The 14,653-nt window shown below is 60.0% G+C and carries 15 protein-coding genes and 1 tRNA gene; 13 read left to right on the top strand and 3 right to left on the bottom strand.

Features of this window, described 5'->3' with window-relative positions:
- Positions 1 to 20 precede the first annotated feature (20 nt).
- Complete coding sequence (gene sbcB / locus B0E51_RS07825; protein WP_077444379.1) at positions 21 to 1,466, bottom strand: exodeoxyribonuclease I; 1,446 nt, start codon at positions 1,464 to 1,466, stop codon at positions 21 to 23.
- Positions 1,467 to 1,536: 70 nt separating this feature from the next.
- Here sbcB and orn point away from each other — a divergent pair, with 70 nt between their 5' ends.
- The 4 genes from orn to B0E51_RS07805 all read left to right on the top strand — a co-directional run bounded on the left by orn (position 1,537) and on the right by B0E51_RS07805 (position 5,542).
- Positions 1,537 to 2,103 carry an oligoribonuclease gene (gene orn / locus B0E51_RS07820; RefSeq protein WP_077444292.1) on the top strand — a complete coding sequence of 189 codons (567 nt, stop codon included), beginning with the start codon at positions 1,537 to 1,539 and terminating at the stop codon, positions 2,101 to 2,103.
- Positions 2,104 to 2,155: 52 nt separating this feature from the next.
- Positions 2,156 to 3,064: a dihydropteroate synthase gene (gene folP / locus B0E51_RS07815; protein ID WP_174570608.1), complete on the top strand. Its 909-nt coding sequence runs from the start codon at positions 2,156 to 2,158 to the stop codon at positions 3,062 to 3,064.
- A gap of 90 nt (positions 3,065 to 3,154) precedes the next feature.
- Positions 3,155 to 4,507 (top strand): phosphoglucosamine mutase, encoded by a 1,353-nt coding sequence (glmM, locus tag B0E51_RS07810; RefSeq protein WP_077444291.1) that lies wholly within the window; start codon positions 3,155 to 3,157, stop codon positions 4,505 to 4,507.
- Between the two features lie 102 nt (positions 4,508 to 4,609).
- A complete protein-coding gene (locus tag B0E51_RS07805; RefSeq protein ID WP_077444290.1) occupies positions 4,610 to 5,542 on the top strand; it encodes a 2-oxoglutarate and iron-dependent oxygenase domain-containing protein in 933 nt (310 codons plus the stop codon).
- Between the two features lie 43 nt (positions 5,543 to 5,585).
- Here B0E51_RS07805 and B0E51_RS07800 read toward each other — a convergent pair whose 3' ends face one another.
- Positions 5,586 to 6,341 (bottom strand): DUF6445 family protein, encoded by a 756-nt coding sequence (locus B0E51_RS07800; RefSeq protein WP_254424455.1) that lies wholly within the window; start codon positions 6,339 to 6,341, stop codon positions 5,586 to 5,588.
- 25 nt (positions 6,342 to 6,366) lie between these two features.
- Positions 6,367 to 7,176 (bottom strand): SDR family oxidoreductase, encoded by an 810-nt coding sequence (locus B0E51_RS07795; RefSeq protein WP_077444289.1) that lies wholly within the window; start codon positions 7,174 to 7,176, stop codon positions 6,367 to 6,369.
- A gap of 127 nt (positions 7,177 to 7,303) precedes the next feature.
- Here B0E51_RS07795 and tpiA point away from each other — a divergent pair, with 127 nt between their 5' ends.
- The 9 genes from tpiA (at position 7,304) to B0E51_RS07745 (ending at position 14,557) form a co-directional block, all read left to right on the top strand.
- The gene (gene tpiA, locus B0E51_RS07790) at positions 7,304 to 8,071 is read left to right on the top strand and encodes a triose-phosphate isomerase (RefSeq protein ID WP_077444288.1); all 768 of its coding nucleotides are present in this window, start codon (positions 7,304 to 7,306) and stop codon (positions 8,069 to 8,071) included.
- A gap of 6 nt (positions 8,072 to 8,077) precedes the next feature.
- Positions 8,078 to 8,533: a preprotein translocase subunit SecG gene (gene secG, locus B0E51_RS07785; RefSeq protein WP_077444287.1), complete on the top strand. Its 456-nt coding sequence runs from the start codon at positions 8,078 to 8,080 to the stop codon at positions 8,531 to 8,533.
- Between the two features lie 11 nt (positions 8,534 to 8,544).
- Positions 8,545 to 8,629: transfer RNA gene (locus B0E51_RS07780), tRNA-Leu, on the top strand.
- A gap of 277 nt (positions 8,630 to 8,906) precedes the next feature.
- Positions 8,907 to 9,296 carry a DUF6632 domain-containing protein gene (locus B0E51_RS07775; protein ID WP_077444286.1) on the top strand — a complete coding sequence of 130 codons (390 nt, stop codon included), beginning with the start codon at positions 8,907 to 8,909 and terminating at the stop codon, positions 9,294 to 9,296.
- A gap of 75 nt (positions 9,297 to 9,371) precedes the next feature.
- On the top strand, positions 9,372 to 9,824 hold the full coding sequence (locus B0E51_RS07770) for a VOC family protein (RefSeq protein ID WP_077444285.1): 453 nt from the start codon (positions 9,372 to 9,374) through the stop codon (positions 9,822 to 9,824).
- 150 nt (positions 9,825 to 9,974) lie between these two features.
- Positions 9,975 to 11,273, top strand: coding sequence for an acyltransferase (locus B0E51_RS07765; protein ID WP_077444284.1), 1,299 nt, complete (start codon positions 9,975 to 9,977; stop codon positions 11,271 to 11,273).
- A 278-nt stretch (positions 11,274 to 11,551) separates the two neighbouring features.
- Entirely contained in the window at positions 11,552 to 12,037 is a 486-nt protein-coding gene (locus tag B0E51_RS07760) for a GNAT family N-acetyltransferase (RefSeq protein ID WP_077444283.1), read from the top strand.
- A 1,227-nt stretch (positions 12,038 to 13,264) separates the two neighbouring features.
- A complete protein-coding gene (locus tag B0E51_RS07750; protein ID WP_077444281.1) occupies positions 13,265 to 13,486 on the top strand; it encodes a hypothetical protein in 222 nt (73 codons plus the stop codon).
- A gap of 417 nt (positions 13,487 to 13,903) precedes the next feature.
- Positions 13,904 to 14,557, top strand: a complete 654-nt coding sequence (locus tag B0E51_RS07745) for a response regulator (protein ID WP_077444280.1) — start codon at positions 13,904 to 13,906, stop codon at positions 14,555 to 14,557.
- Positions 14,558 to 14,653: the final 96 nt, after the last annotated feature.

The following is a 14,653-nucleotide window of genomic DNA, read 5'->3' as shown; positions in this document are numbered from 1 at the left end:
GTTGGCTCAAGGTGATTGGATCAAACAGTGTCGATACCGGCGGCGAGCTGCTCGCCCCAGGCCTGCAGCTGGTCGAGCAGGGGCAGCTTGTCTTGCGCCTGCGGATCCTCGCGCAGTTGGGCGAGATGTGTGAAGTAGTCGTCGAGGGTCAGACCGGTCAGCGCTGTGTGGCGGGTCAGGCGTGCCTGCCGGAAACTTTCCCAGCGCGAGTGTTCGTCGGCATCCAGGGTATCCGGCCAGTTGCGCGCACGGTAGCGGAACAACAGCTCCGGGTAACGCGGATCGCGGAAAGGGAAAGCGCGTTTTGCCAGTTCCACCGGCGGCGTCGCACGCACCTGGGCCAGCAGCTTCCTGTCCGCATCGGGCAGGAAACCGCCGCCGTACAGCGCCAGCTCGGGATCCTCCGGCGGCGGTAGTTCGGACGCACGCTGGAATACGCGACGCAGTTTTTCCGTCAGCCCTTCCACGGCGTGCAGGATGTCTCGATGGGTCATGCAGCGGTCGAGGTCCAGCTGCAGACGCGACAGATCCACGCCCTGCAATACCGACAATGGGGCCAGCGCCGGCGCGTGGTTGGCGCGCACGGTGCGCAGCGGGATGCGCTCGATACCTTCCGGCAGGTCGGCGCGCGCGGTGAAGATGCGGTCGGCGATCTCGTCCTCGTCCAGCGCCAGCCATTCGGCCGGATCGCTGGCGAGGTCGTACACGATCACTTCGCCGGCACGACTCGGATGCGGCACCAGCGGCGCGATCACGGCCAGACAATGCCGGCTCGCCGGATAACGCGAGGATACGTGCACCACCGGCGTCATGTTCACCACGTCGAGCAGCTCGAACACCTTCTGCTTGCGGCGAAGGCCGTAGTACCAGTCCCACAGCCGTGGCTGACGCACGCGGATCAGTCGCGCCAGGTCAATCAATGCGTAGACGTCGGACAATGCATCGTGTGCGCGTTCCTGCTTGAGCTGGTTGGCGCTGGCCAGATGCTCGAGCTTGAAGCTGGGTGTACCGTCCTCGCGCAGTGGCCACACGATGCCTTCCGGACGCAGTGCCTGGCACAGGCGTACCAGGTCGATCAGGTCCCAGCGCGAATTGCCGTTCTCCCACTCGCGGCCATACGGCTCATAGAAATTGCGGTACAGCATCTGCCGGGTGAACTCGTCGTCGAAGCGCAGCGAGTTGTAGCCCACGCCGCAGGTGCCCGGTTCGGCCAGCTGCTCGTGCACGCGCGCAGCAAACTCGGTCTCGCTGATGCCCTCGCGTTGGGCCAGTTGCGGGGTGATGCCCGTGATCAGGCAGGCATCGGGGTGGGGCGGCATCTCCAGCGGAGGCCTGCCGTAGAACATCACCGGCTCACCGATGATTTCCAGCTCCAGCGTGGTGCGGATGCCGGCGAACTGCAGTGGTCGGTCACGGCGCGGATCGGCGCCCGAAGTCTCGTAGTCGTGCCAGAAGAAGGTCTGCATGACACCGATGATCGCATGGTCCAAAGTCGAAGCGGCAAGACTGATAAACTCGCTGGTACAAGGAGAGCTCATGAGCCAAGCCAATGAAGACAACCTGATCTGGATCGATCTGGAAATGACCGGCCTCGACACCGACAATGACTCGATCCTCGAGATCGCCACGGTCGTCACCGACAAGCATCTGAATGTGCTGGCCGAGGGCCCGGTTTTCGCGATCCGTCATGAAATCGACCGGCTGGAGTCGATGGACAGCTGGAACAGCAACCAGCACCACAAGTCGGGTTTGTGGCGGCAGGTGCTGATCTCGGAAACCGATCATGCGATGGCCGAACAGGCGACCGTCGATTTCCTGCGCACCTGGGTACCACCAGGCAAGTCGCCGATGTGCGGCAACTCGATCTGCCAGGACCGGCGCTTCATGCATCGGCAGATGCCGCGGCTGGAGCGCTACTTCCACTATCGCAACCTGGATGTCTCCACGCTCAAGGAACTGGCCCGGCGCTGGGCGCCGAACATCGCCAAGAGTTTCGGCAAGGAATCGGCGCATACCGCGTTGTCGGACATCCGCGATTCCATTGCGGAGCTGCGTCATTACCGCAGCTACATGGGTGAACTGGGCGGCCAGGTCGAGGTCTGACCTGGCGGTGTTGCCAATCGGCATGATGCCGGATCAGTTTCAGGAGTTGAGCATGTCGATCGATCTGTTTGCGCCGGTGCTGGATTGTGCCGGACGTCCGCTGCGGCTCGATCGCCCACGGGTGGTGGGCATCCTCAATCTCACGCCGGATTCGTTTTCCGATGGTGGTGCGCACGCCAGCGTGGACGTGGCCGTGGCGCATGGTCTGCGCATGGCCGAAGAGGGGGCCGACATGCTGGATATTGGCGGCGAGTCCACCCGACCTGGTGCGGCCGATGTATCCGTCGAGGAAGAACTGCATCGCGTGCTGCCGGTGATCGAACAACTGATCGCGCGCACCACGCTGCCGATCGCGATCGACACTTCCAAGCCCGAGGTGATGCGTGCCGCGGTGGCTGCCGGTGCCGGCATGATCAACGATGTATATGCCTTGCGCCGCGACGGTGCGATGGATGCTGCTGCTGAACTGGGCGTGCCGGTATGCCTGATGCACATGCAGGGCGAGCCGCGCAGCATGCAGGCCGATCCATACTATGACGACGTGGTCGGCGAAGTGCATCGTTTCCTCACCGACCGGCTGTTTGCCTGCGAACTGGCCGGCATCGACCGGCGCAAGGTGATGCTTGATCCAGGCTTCGGCTTCGGCAAGACGCTGGAGCACAATCTCGCGCTGCTGTGCGCGCTGGAGCGCTTCGCCAATCTGGGTAGTGGCGTGTATGCCGGGCTGTCGCGCAAGTCGATGATCGGCACGCTGACGGGGCGAAGTGATCCAGCGGATCGTGCAGCAGGCTCGGCGGCAGCCGCGCTGATTGCGGTTCAGCGTGGTGCACGCATGGTACGTGTGCATGACGTGGCCACCACCGTCGATGCGCTCGCTGTCTGGCATGCGGTGCATGCCGTCGATGTGGTGCCGCGACGCGATGAGAAAACTGCCGCGCCGCGCTGGCCGGATGACGATTGAACGCGGCATCAGATGATTTACTGAGCAAGGCGGCGCAGCACTTCGCTTCGTCGCAGGAACAGGGAAACCCTTCGGGATTGCAAGCACACGATGAATCAACGCAAATATTTCGGTACGGACGGCATTCGCGGCATGGTCGGGCAATGGCCGATCAGCGCGGACTTCATGTTGCGGCTGGGCCGCGCCGTGGGCAGCGTGCTTGCGCGCGATGGCAAGGAGCGGCCCAAGGTGCTGATCGGCAAGGACACCCGTGTTTCCGGTTACATGTTCGAATCGGCGCTGGAAGCGGGACTGGTCGCTGCCGGAGCCGACGTGGGGCTGCTCGGGCCGATGCCGACACCGGCGGTGGCTTTCCTGACCCGCTCGATGCGTGCGAGCGCAGGCATTGTCATCAGTGCCTCGCACAATCCGCACCATGACAACGGCATCAAGTTCTTCTCCGCCAATGGCGAGAAGTTGTCCGATGCGGTCGAGCTGGCAATCGAGCAGGAGGTCGGTGCCGACTTCATCACCGTGCCCTCCGAGCGGTTGGGCAAGGCGACCCGGGTCAGCGACGCCGTTGCGCGCTATGCCGAATTCTGCAAGGCGACCGTGGCAGAGGATTTCAGCCTGCGCGGACTGAAGCTGGTGCTGGACTGTGCCCACGGCGCGACCTATCAGGTGGCACCGAAAGTGTTTGCCGAGCTGGGAGCCGACGTCATCACGATCGGCGACAAGCCGGATGGCTTCAATATCAACCGCGAGGTCGGTTCCACGCACCCGCAGGCCTTGCAGCAGGCCGTGCTGGCGCATGGCGCGGATCTGGGTATCGGGTTCGATGGTGATGGTGACCGGCTGATGCTGGTCGACCGGCAAGGCGTGCTCGCCGACGGTGACGACATTCTCTACGTGCTGGCACACAGCTGGCACGCACGCGACCTGCTCGAGGGGCCGGTAGTCGGCACCTTGATGAGCAATTACGGCCTGCAGCTGGCGCTGGCACAGCTCGATGTGTCGCTGATCCGCGCCAACGTGGGCGATCGCTATGTGATGCAACTGTTGAAGCAGCACGGCGGTGTACTGGGTGGCGAGACTTCCGGCCATATCCTGTGCCTGGATCGCGCCACCACCGGCGACGGCATCGTCGCTGCGCTGGCGGTGCTGGAGGCGCTGACGCTGTCCGGCCAGGATCTGGCCATGGCCCGCCAGGGGCTGAGGAAATTGCCGCAGGTGATGCTGAACGTGCGTGCGGCCGGGGCCCGCGAGGCCCTGGCCAGCAGCGAGGTGCAGCAGGCGCTGGTCGAAGTGGAGCAGGTTCTGAGTGGTCGCGGCCGGGTGGTGCTGCGGGCTTCCGGTACCGAACCGCTGGTGCGCGTCACCATCGAGGCGGCGGATGCGGCGGAAGTACAGCAATTGGCGGAAAAGCTTGCGGCGATTGTAAAATCCGTAGCCGAACGCTCGTGAACCTGTAGTTGTACTGGGTCGCCATGGATAGGCCCGACGTGCACCGCCCTTGCGGTGGCGGATGAATTGACCGCACGCCCAACCTAGTGGACTACAACCATCATGAAGAATGTTCCTACCCTCGATATCCGCCGCTACGACACTGACCGCGATGCCTTCGTCGCCGAACTGGGCGCGGCTTATCGCGAATTCGGTTTCTGCTGCATCAGCGGCCATGGCATTCCGCGCGAGCTGATCGACGGCTCGTATGACGTCTTCCAGCGCTTCTTCGCGCTGCCGACCGATGCCAAGATGAAGTACCACGTAGCCGGCAGTGGCGGTGCGCGTGGCTACACTCCGTTCAAGGTGGAAACCGCCAAGGACAGCCAGTACGCGGATCTGAAGGAGTTCTGGCACATCGGTCGCGAGATTCCGCGCGATTCGAAGTTCGCCGACGTGATGCCGCCGAACATCTGGCCGGTCGAGGTGGCGGATTTCAGGCAGTACGGCTACGGCCTGTACGAGGCACTGGACCAGCTCGGCACGCGCGTTCTACGTGCGCTGGCGCTGCATATCGACCAGCCGGAAAACTTCTTCGAGGACAAGACCGACTTCGGCAATTCGATCCTGCGTCCGATCCACTATCCGCCGATCACCCAGGACAACATTCCGAACGTACGCGCCGGTGCGCATGAGGACATCAATTTCATCACCCTGCTGGTCGGTGCCAGCGCCGAGGGTCTGGAAGTGCTGAGCGATGGCGAGTGGCTGCCGATCACCACCGAGGGTGATGCGATCGTGGTGAACATCGGCGACATGCTGCAGCGGCTCAGCAACCACGTGTATCCGTCCACTTCGCACAGGGTGGTCAATCCGCAGAACGAGAATGCGCGCAAGCCGCGCTATTCCGTGCCGTTCTTCCTGCATCCGAATCCGGACGTGGTGCTGGACCCGCTCGATTCGTGCATTACGCCGGACAATCCGCGTCGCTACGACACGTCGATCAACTCGCATGAATACCTGATGCAGCGTTTGCGTGAGATCAAGCTGATCTGAGCAGGCTGATCTGAGCAGGTTGATCTGGGTTGCCAGCGAGCCGTCAGGCCATCCAGAAGAACACGGCGGCCATCCGTTTGGCCGCCGTTTCCAGCCCCCAGTACGCCGTGGCGCTGTGGATCAGGTTGGCCTTGTAGACCAGCAGGCGATTGAACCGGTACGCCACGCGCACGTCCTCGACAAACGAATTCGGCTGAACGAAACGATTGCCCAGTGCCTCGGCCAGATTGCGGTGCGGCGGCATCACGATATTGCCGCCCAGCTGGCCGGTCGGCATGCGTTGCCGGAAGAAGCTGGTGCCGCATTGCTCGGGCACGTCGGGGTTCAGATACAGCACCGCGGCGTAGCGGCACAGGTTCGATGAATCGGTATGCGGCTTCACCGCGCCTTCGGTGGAGCCGACCACTTGCACGCAGTTGTGGTTGAGCCGGATGCCGGCCTCGGTCTGTTCCACCCAGACTTTCTTCGCGCCGGTCAGCTGGCACACCTTCGCATCCAGTGCAGCCAGCTCGCCATCGAGCAGGGCCGGGATTGCGCGCATGCCTGGCCACACTTCACCGGTATAGGGATAGCCTAGTTCCCATTCCGTCCTGGCCAGGCAACGGGCACGTACGGCGCCGGGGTCGGGCAATGCGTCGTCCACCACCCAGTAGTCACGACCTTCGGTGGGTTTGCGGTAGGGCAGCGGGCGCATCTGGGTCGGTAGCAGGGACATGCGGGTGAATACCGGTGGCCATGGCGAAGGACGGAAACACTTGCGCAACGGATGCTGCGCGATGGAAGCGATAGTGTGCAGCATGAATCCGCCGACACCCTGCGCGCAGTTATGCGTCCGCGTTCCGGTAGCGCTTCGACTCCCGTGCCGAGAGCCACATCGCCAATCGATCCGGCATCAGTTGCACGATAGTCTTGATGGTCCGATTGACCCGGCCCGGAATATACACGGCCTGGCCACGTTCAACCGCAGCAATGCCCTGGCGCACCACTTCCTCTGCACTTAGCCACATGAAACCGGGCATCTGATTCATCTTGTCGCGGGTGCCGGTGACGTCGTGGAATTCGGACCAGGTAAACCCCGGACACAGCGCACAGACGTTCACGCCAGCCTCGCGGCTCTCCAGCGCCAGCGACTGCGAGAACTTGATCAGATAAGCCTTGGATGCGGCATACAACGTGTGCCCTGCGGGGCCGGGAACATGCCCGGCCAGCGAGGCCACATTGATGACGCGGCCGTAGCCGCGTTTGCGCATGCCGGGCAGCAGTCGCCACGCCAGTTCGGTGGGTGCGGTCAACAGCACCTGCAGGAAATCCGCATGGGTTTTCCAGTCGTTCGCCAGGAACGAGCCGGGCACGCCATAGCCTGCGTTGTTGATCAACCAGTCCACCTGCAGGCCACGCTGTTGCAGCGCGTCGCCCAAGGCTTGCGGTGCACCCTGGTCAGCGAGGTCATTCGGCAGCACGGTCACGGCGACGCCATGTTTTTCGCGCAGTTCAGCGGCGAGTGCTTCCAGTCGATCGACCCGTCGCGCAGTGAGTACAAGGTCGTGGCCGAGTGTAGCCAGGTGCCGGGCAAACGCGGCGCCGATGCCGGCAGAGGCGCCGGTGATCAGACTGAGGGGACGGGCAGACGACATGAGTCATTCCTTGAAGGCGAATAGCCATTCTTGACCGGGCGCATACGCGGGCGCCAGCCGGTGTGCAAGTTTGCCGATATGGCGACCCCTCGGTAAGCTTGCGGTTTGATCGCAGCGGAAACAGACCATGCGCAAGAAACTTGTCGCGGGCAACTGGAAAATGCACGGCAGTCGTTCGATGGCTACCGCCCTGGTAAAGGAGATTGCTGCGGCCAGGCCTGCATCCATCGACGTGGCTGTGTTCCCGCCGTTTCCGTACCTCGCCGAGCTTGCCTGGCAGCATGCCGACTCCGGATTGGGCATGGGTGCACAGGACGTCAGCGAGCATGAAGGGCAGGGCGCCTATACCGGTGAGGTTTCCGCCGCGATGCTGACGGATATCGGTGCGCAGTGGGTGCTGGTCGGCCATTCCGAGCGCCGCCAGTACCACGGCGAGAGCGATGAACTGGTAGCACGCAAATTCGCCGCGGCGCGTGCCGGTGGCCTCACGCCGATCCTGTGCGTTGGTGAAACGCTGGAACAGCGCGAGGCCGGCCAGACCGAGGCGGTCATCGCGCGTCAGTTCCAGGCTGTGCTGGCTCTCAACGGCATCGCCAGCTTCGATACGGCGGTGATTGCCTATGAGCCGGTCTGGGCGATCGGCACCGGCCGTACCGCCACGCCGGAGATGGCGCAGCAGGCCCATGCCTTCATTCGTAGCCAACTGGAAAAGGAAGATGTTATGATTGCCCGTCTGACCCGACTGCTTTACGGCGGTAGTGTCAAGGCGGCCAATGCCGCGGAATTGTTCGCGCAGGCGGACGTGGACGGTGGACTGATCGGTGGGGCTTCGCTGGCCGCATCCGACTTCCTTGGAATCTGCGCCGCGGCGCATCAGGCGCTACAGGCTCAATAAATAATCATGTTCGTCATCTTCAGCGTGTTTTACATCCTGATCGCTGCGGCGATGATCGTGCTGATCCTGCTGCAGAACGGCGCTGGCGCCGATGCCGGCTCGGGTTTCGGTAGCGGTGCGTCGGCGACGGTGTTCGGTGCACGTGGTTCGGCCACGTTCCTGACCCGTGCCACCAGCGTGCTGGCTTCGTTGTTCTTCCTGCTCAGCCTGAGCATGGGCATCTATCTTCACGTCAACGGCGCGCCGCATAGCAGCAAGGCCGATGACCTGGGTGTGATGGCCGGGCTCGCCAGCAAGCCGGCAGCACAGCAGACGGCACCAGCTGCACCGGCAGGCACGGAAGTGCCGGCGGCCGTTCCTGCCGCCACCGGCAATGCCGTACCAGCTGCACAACCTGCAACAACCCCCGCCCCGACCAAGGGTGAGGTGCCGGCAGCCACGCCGCCGGCCCAGAAGCACTAAGCAATACACCTGCCCAGGTGGCGGAACTGGTAGACGCACTACCTTGAGGTGGTAGCGACGTAAGTCGTAGGGGTTCGAGTCCCCTCTTGGGCACCATTAATGTTTACCGGGACATCCCGGAAGACCACGGAAACCGCGCTCTGGCGCGGTTTTTTTTGTGCCTGAGAGTCTGATTCAATACAACGCTGTCCGAACAGATAAGCTTCTGTTGAATCAGGGTGTTGCGGCGGGACTTCAGAGCGTGACCAAGGATGTATAACCTGACGCGTGGGTCCGTCTATTAGGTAGTTAGGCGGCAGCGTGAGATTCATATCAACTTTGTGCAAACAGCTGAACCACCGGACAGCAAGCCATCACTGAAAAGGAGACCACTGTGAATGAGTCCCTTCGCCTTAAGTGCCTTCGAATTGCGCTGGTATTAGTGGGTATCACATTTATCGCTGGCATCTATCTGCTCATGATTGTCTGGCCATCCGGCTGGACATGGCACACCGGTCATTCCGATTACCCTCTGATGATCGTGGGTGTTTACGCAACGCTTGGCGTATTTTTGCTTGTGGCTTCCCGCAATCCTCTTGCTCATCTCAGCCTCATCTGGTTCACGGTCTGGTCCAGCGTGGTGCACGGCGCAATCATGGCTTTCCAAGCATTGGCTAGCCCCATGAATCATGGTCATCTCATGGGAGATGTCCCTGCACTCTTCATCGTGGCGGCCGTACTCGCAGTACTGACTCCCAGGGGCCAAAACGCTGCACTTGCTTAAGCGACCTGACCATTCGTTCAAGGCAGACGGCTTCGCTGCCGCTTAAACTCCAGTGTTAGACGTCAGGGAGACATCGTGACGGTCAAGCGTATGGACAACGTCGGCATCGTGGTGGAAGACATCGATGCCGCCATTGGGTTCTTCACCGAACTTGGTCTCGAGCTCGAGGGGCGTGCCCCAGTCGAGGGAGACTGGGCAGATGGCGTGACTGGATTGCGCGACATGCGCGTCGAGATTGCCATGATGCGTACGCCGGACGGTCACAGCCGGATCGAGATGTCCCGATTTCTTGCGCCGCGTGTGGTCGCCGATCACCGCCGCGCCCCGGTGAACGCTCTCGGTTATTTGCGCGTCATGTTCACCGTGGAGGACATCGACGATACGCTCGCCCGGCTCGGCAAATGCTGCGCGGAGCTCGTCGGCGAAGTAGTCCAGTACGAAGATACGTATCGGCTCTGCTACATCCGGGGCCCCGAAGGAATTCTCATCGGGCTCGCCCAAGAACTCGGGCAGCAGACTTCCCGATGAGCACATGTGACAGATACAGACCTGAGGGGGATGCGTATTCGCGTGGGCTAGTTGCCGGACGTGTAACAAATCGCTCAAGCCGACTCCTCCGGCCTTCGGCCTCCGGGGCGGCTCAGCTCAACCGTTAGCGCTGGGCACTCTGGGAGCGTTATGCAAAAAGACATCGCTGCAGACGGTCTACGTGGATGGGCATCCCTATCTGTGCTGCTAAATCATCTTCTTCTCGCTTTTTTCCCGCTTGGTTTCGCATATCTATTCCCATTTCTACCACCCTTGGCGTTTCCCGGTGCGCCAAAGCATGCAGCGGACGCGATCATCTCTGCTCCGCTTTTGTCTATCTTTTGGAACGGTAACTTCGCCGTCTGCGTGTTTTTTGTTCTGAGCGGTTATGTGTTGACGAAGGTTTTTGTCGACACCGGCGACGTTTTGAGCATGAAGCTCCGTGCTGCACGACGGTATCTAAGGCTCGGCATTCCCATTTTCGGGAGCGTGATGCTTGCCTATGTATTGCTTAAGCTGGGGTTGAATAACAGTGTCGAAGCGGCATCGGTAAGCCATTCTTGGTGGCTCGGACAAAATTGGGCTTTTAGTCCGACCTTTGGAGATGCGCTCAGGGAGGGTGCATTTCGGGCGATCCTCTTTGGTCAGTCAAATTACGTGCCGCCTTTATGGACGATGGGCATTGAATTCACTGGTTCGATGATCGTTTTCGGATTTCGGGCACTGAATCTGAATGGATCAATCGGCTGGCTTGGAGCGCTCATGCTCGCAGGTGTGTTGCTGGCCTGGTTCCCTGACCAATGGATGCTCTATATGGGGTTCATCGCCGGCAGCTATTTGGGCCATGTGCGCAGGGAGGGTTCGTCGTGGATGCCGTGGTTCGCGATCGTCACAGCGGTTGTCGGGGGTGGCTTCGATTTCTCGTCGTGGTTCGGTTGGACGAGGTTCATTCCATTGGACGCAATCGCGTTGAAAAACGTCATGAACATATCTGGCGCAATTGCTCTCGTGTATATCGTTCGACGCGGGTGGTTTAGTCAGATCCTTACGTGCCGAATTGCTCAATACCTGGGGCGTATCTCCTACGCTCTTTACCTTGTGCATTTCCCGATCCTACTAACCTTTAGTTCGTGGCTTCTCGTGTGGATCAATCGAAACTCGTCGCTCCCGTATTCGGTAACGTGTCTATTCGTTAGTGTGGCCACGCTCGCTGTCGCTCTTCCAACTGCCAGCCTGTTCCATGCAACGTTTGACAACTTGGGCATCAAGTTGTCAAGGAAGATCTTTCATAAAGCCGTCCCGAAAGAAGACAGCTTGCGTCTACTTAATGGCGCAAGCGGAGGAAAGAACGATCACGCGGCACCTTCCGAAACGGCTATCCAGTCATCAGTCGGCTGCGGAGTAGTATCTGTTACGTCCATTGCGGCGAACTGTTCCGAAAGAGCATAGCCGAGCCGGGCGGCACCGCCGCGCAGCTCGCCCAAAGCACGCACGATGAACGCGAACCCACTACCTCTTGGCAAGACACAGGTACCAGGCAACGCACGTGCAGAGCCTGGAAGGACGGCGGATAAACAAAAGGTTTCGGCATGAAACGATACCTTCCCCATTAGCTAGCCGTTTCGCTTGGCACGTGTCCAAAGCACGTGACCGGTGAGGTTGGCTAACATCTCGTTCAAGGCGGACGACTACGCCGCCGCTTAACTCCAACGTTAGGTTGCAGGTCCATGATCTCGGTACGCCCCGCAGAGCAAAGAGACGCCGGTGCGGCAATTGATGTTGTGCGCCGGTCGATTACTCATTTGTGCGTGGCCGATCATCAGAATGATGACGAGACGCTTGCTGCGTGGCTGGCTAACAAGACTCCTCAGAATTTTCTCAAATGGCTTTCGAATACTGAAAACTTCTGTGTCGTGGTTGAATCGAACAGTCGTCTGCTTGGAGTTGGAGTTCTTCACCGCCGAGGCGAGATCCTCATGTTTTATCTGGCGCCCGGTGCGCAGCGCCAAGGCATCGGCAAGATGATTCACACCGCGCTGGAGGAAAAGGCAGCTCAATGGGGGATGACGTCATTGCACTTGGACAGCACAGCACTGGCTTGCCCCTTTTATGAAGCCTTAGGTTACCAACCGAGCGGCCCGGCAGTGGCGCGCTTTGGCGTTTTGCAATGCTTCCCCTATGCCAAGCAGCTGCAACCTAACTATTCACTGTAAGCGGACCGTTGCGGATCGGCTGCGGTAGGGTGAACCTTTCCGCGGCAACGGCCGCTGAGCTCCAGCGTTAAGCGTCATCGGTGTATCGGTAAGAGGCAAATGAATGGCACAGGCAAAGCACGTACCCGATGGTTGGCCCAGCCTCATACCGCGAATCGCCGTGGATGATCCTGAGGGTCTCGTCGGATTCATCCAGGACGTTTTCGGTGCCAGCGGCCGATTCCAGTCCAGCAGGCCATCGGAGCTTCGGATTGGCGACTCGCTTCTCATGGTTGGCTCCACGGTCGAGCGCCAGCCGATGCCGGCGTTCCTCTATGTGTATGTGGAGGACGCCGACTCAACTTTTCGGCGCGCGCTGGATCGCGGTTCCGAATCGGTAGAAAAGCCACAGGACATGCCCTACGGGGACCGGCGCGCGATGATTCGAGATCCTTGGGGCAACGTATGGCAGGTCGCTACTCACCGCGGATGGTCTACGTCGTAAGCCACTGTGCCGCCCAAACAAGGCGCACAGCGGACCGACTTCCGGTTTCGCCTCAACCGGCCGCTGAGCTTTGGTGTTAATGCCATATGTGCCGATCACGCGCAGATAGACATCTGACGGCAAGTGGCTGCAGATTGGGTGGAGGTACATCTGGGGGCATATTTTCAAATCATGCCTTGCAGGCCTCATGAATGCTGGTCTTTCGTTGCCCCTCTCGGTACCAATGCACTGTTGAAGGACGTCTGGCGGAGTCCGATAAACACAATTAAACCAGCCACTTGACGGATTTTTGTGCCTGAAGGTCTCGGGCCTCTTGATGGGCTTGTCCCCAGCCTTCATCGAATGATGGGTGATGTGGGATCTGCAATGTCACCTGGCATCCATACGGCTTGTACTGGTTCTACTAGCTGTTTGGAGCAACGCCATCGAGATAGCAGTTCAGGCAAACCTGTAGATTCTTCTAGTTTTTCAGCATGCCTTCGGGTGACACATTGGCGATGCATGGGTGCCGATAGCTGAAGGGCTGATGGCACAGGCTAGTTCAGAAGCATCGTTCGGAATCTGATCGATGTGATACGCACCAGGGAAGTTCTCGGGCTGGCGTGGTCGGCCTCGCCCGTGTGCATGGCAGCAAGGGATGGCAGTCACTATTGGCAAACGTTTTGCTTTGCAAGTCAGGCATCGAGTGAGAAATTGATGCGACGCGGATCATTGGCTTAGACAGTAAGGTAAGAGCACGAGACATGAAGAAAGCCACATACAGGCGCTTTCAGGGAAAGCACTACACCTACGAAATCAAATATGACCATGCCGGGTACGAAGTGAGCAGGAATGGCGAAATCAAGAAGATCGGCCTTGTCCCCAAGGCTTTTGACCGGCCACTGCTGACACTTGCCGAAGCTACGGATCGAGGTCTGTTCTTCGCCGAAATTGATATTGAGGGATTGATTGGGATGGACGAGTAGACGCATCGTCCTGACCGCATTTTTCGCACATGGCTCGTAGGCGTCGGCTGACATATCACCGCTTTACTTGCATGGCACATTGCGTCTCGATGAAGGCTGGCTGGACCTGTCATCGTGCTTGATTACTTGAGTGAGCGAGTGTCTGGAAGGGGCTTCCATATCGCGTTGTTCAGCCTGTGGCGACAACCACGCTGGCCCAAAGGGTTTTGGCATGCTGATGAGCGATCGCATTCGAGCCGTTCTGTCCTTTTGATGCGAATGCATTGGTGGATGGCGTACACCTCCGTAACCTCACGACATCGCAGTACCATGGGTTGCCGTTTGAGGTGCTGACGGGGATCGCGCGGGTGTAGTGGGGATTTTTCGCAAGGCAGCTTTGCTGTGTGATTCATTGGTCCAATCAAGGAGAGACGTGAAGTGATCAACGTTGTTCTGGTGGACGATCACGAGCTGGTCCGCACTGGCTTCCGGATGATCTTGCAGCAGCAGGCGGATATCTGCGTTTGTGGTGAAGCGGGAAGTGCCGAGGAAGGCCTGCGACTGATACGCACGCTGACACCGGATATTGCCTTGGTCGATGTGCATATGCCCGGCATGAGCGGCATCGAGCTTACCGAACGCGTGTGCCGGTCGAAGATGTCCACCCATATCGTCATCGTGACGGTGGTGGACGACGCGCGTTTTCCCAAGCGACTGCTGGATGCAGGTGCGCTCGGCTATCTGACCAAGGGTTGCAGTGCCGAAGAGCTGGTGTCTGCGGTGCGGCAGGTGGCCAACGGTCGACGTTACCTTGCACCGGCCGTTGCTCAGCAGCTGGCACTGGCCACGCTGGACGGCAGCGCTTCACCGTTCGACGTGTTGTCCAGCCGCGAGCTTGAAGTGGCGATGATGCTAGTGCGTGGCAAGCCGCTGACCATCATTGGCGAGCAACTCAACCTGAGTCCGAAAACCGTGTCGACCTACAAGCAGCGCCTGATGGAAAAGCTGCAGGTGGATCATGTACTCAGTCTTGCGCACCTGATGACCGTACACGGCCTGATCGATACCCCGAATCACCAGGTTGGCAGCTGACCCGTGGCACGCTGATGGAAGCGCAAACTGAAGAACAAAGCTGATTCACAGCAACAAAAAACCGGACACATAGTCCGGTTTTTTGTTGCTGGATCA

This window comes from Rhodanobacter sp. C05 (genome assembly GCF_002001165.1).
Lineage (GTDB): Bacteria > Pseudomonadota > Gammaproteobacteria > Xanthomonadales > Rhodanobacteraceae > Rhodanobacter.
Note: the sequence above shows the minus strand (reverse complement) of the source record. Positions and strands in the feature narration are given on the sequence as shown.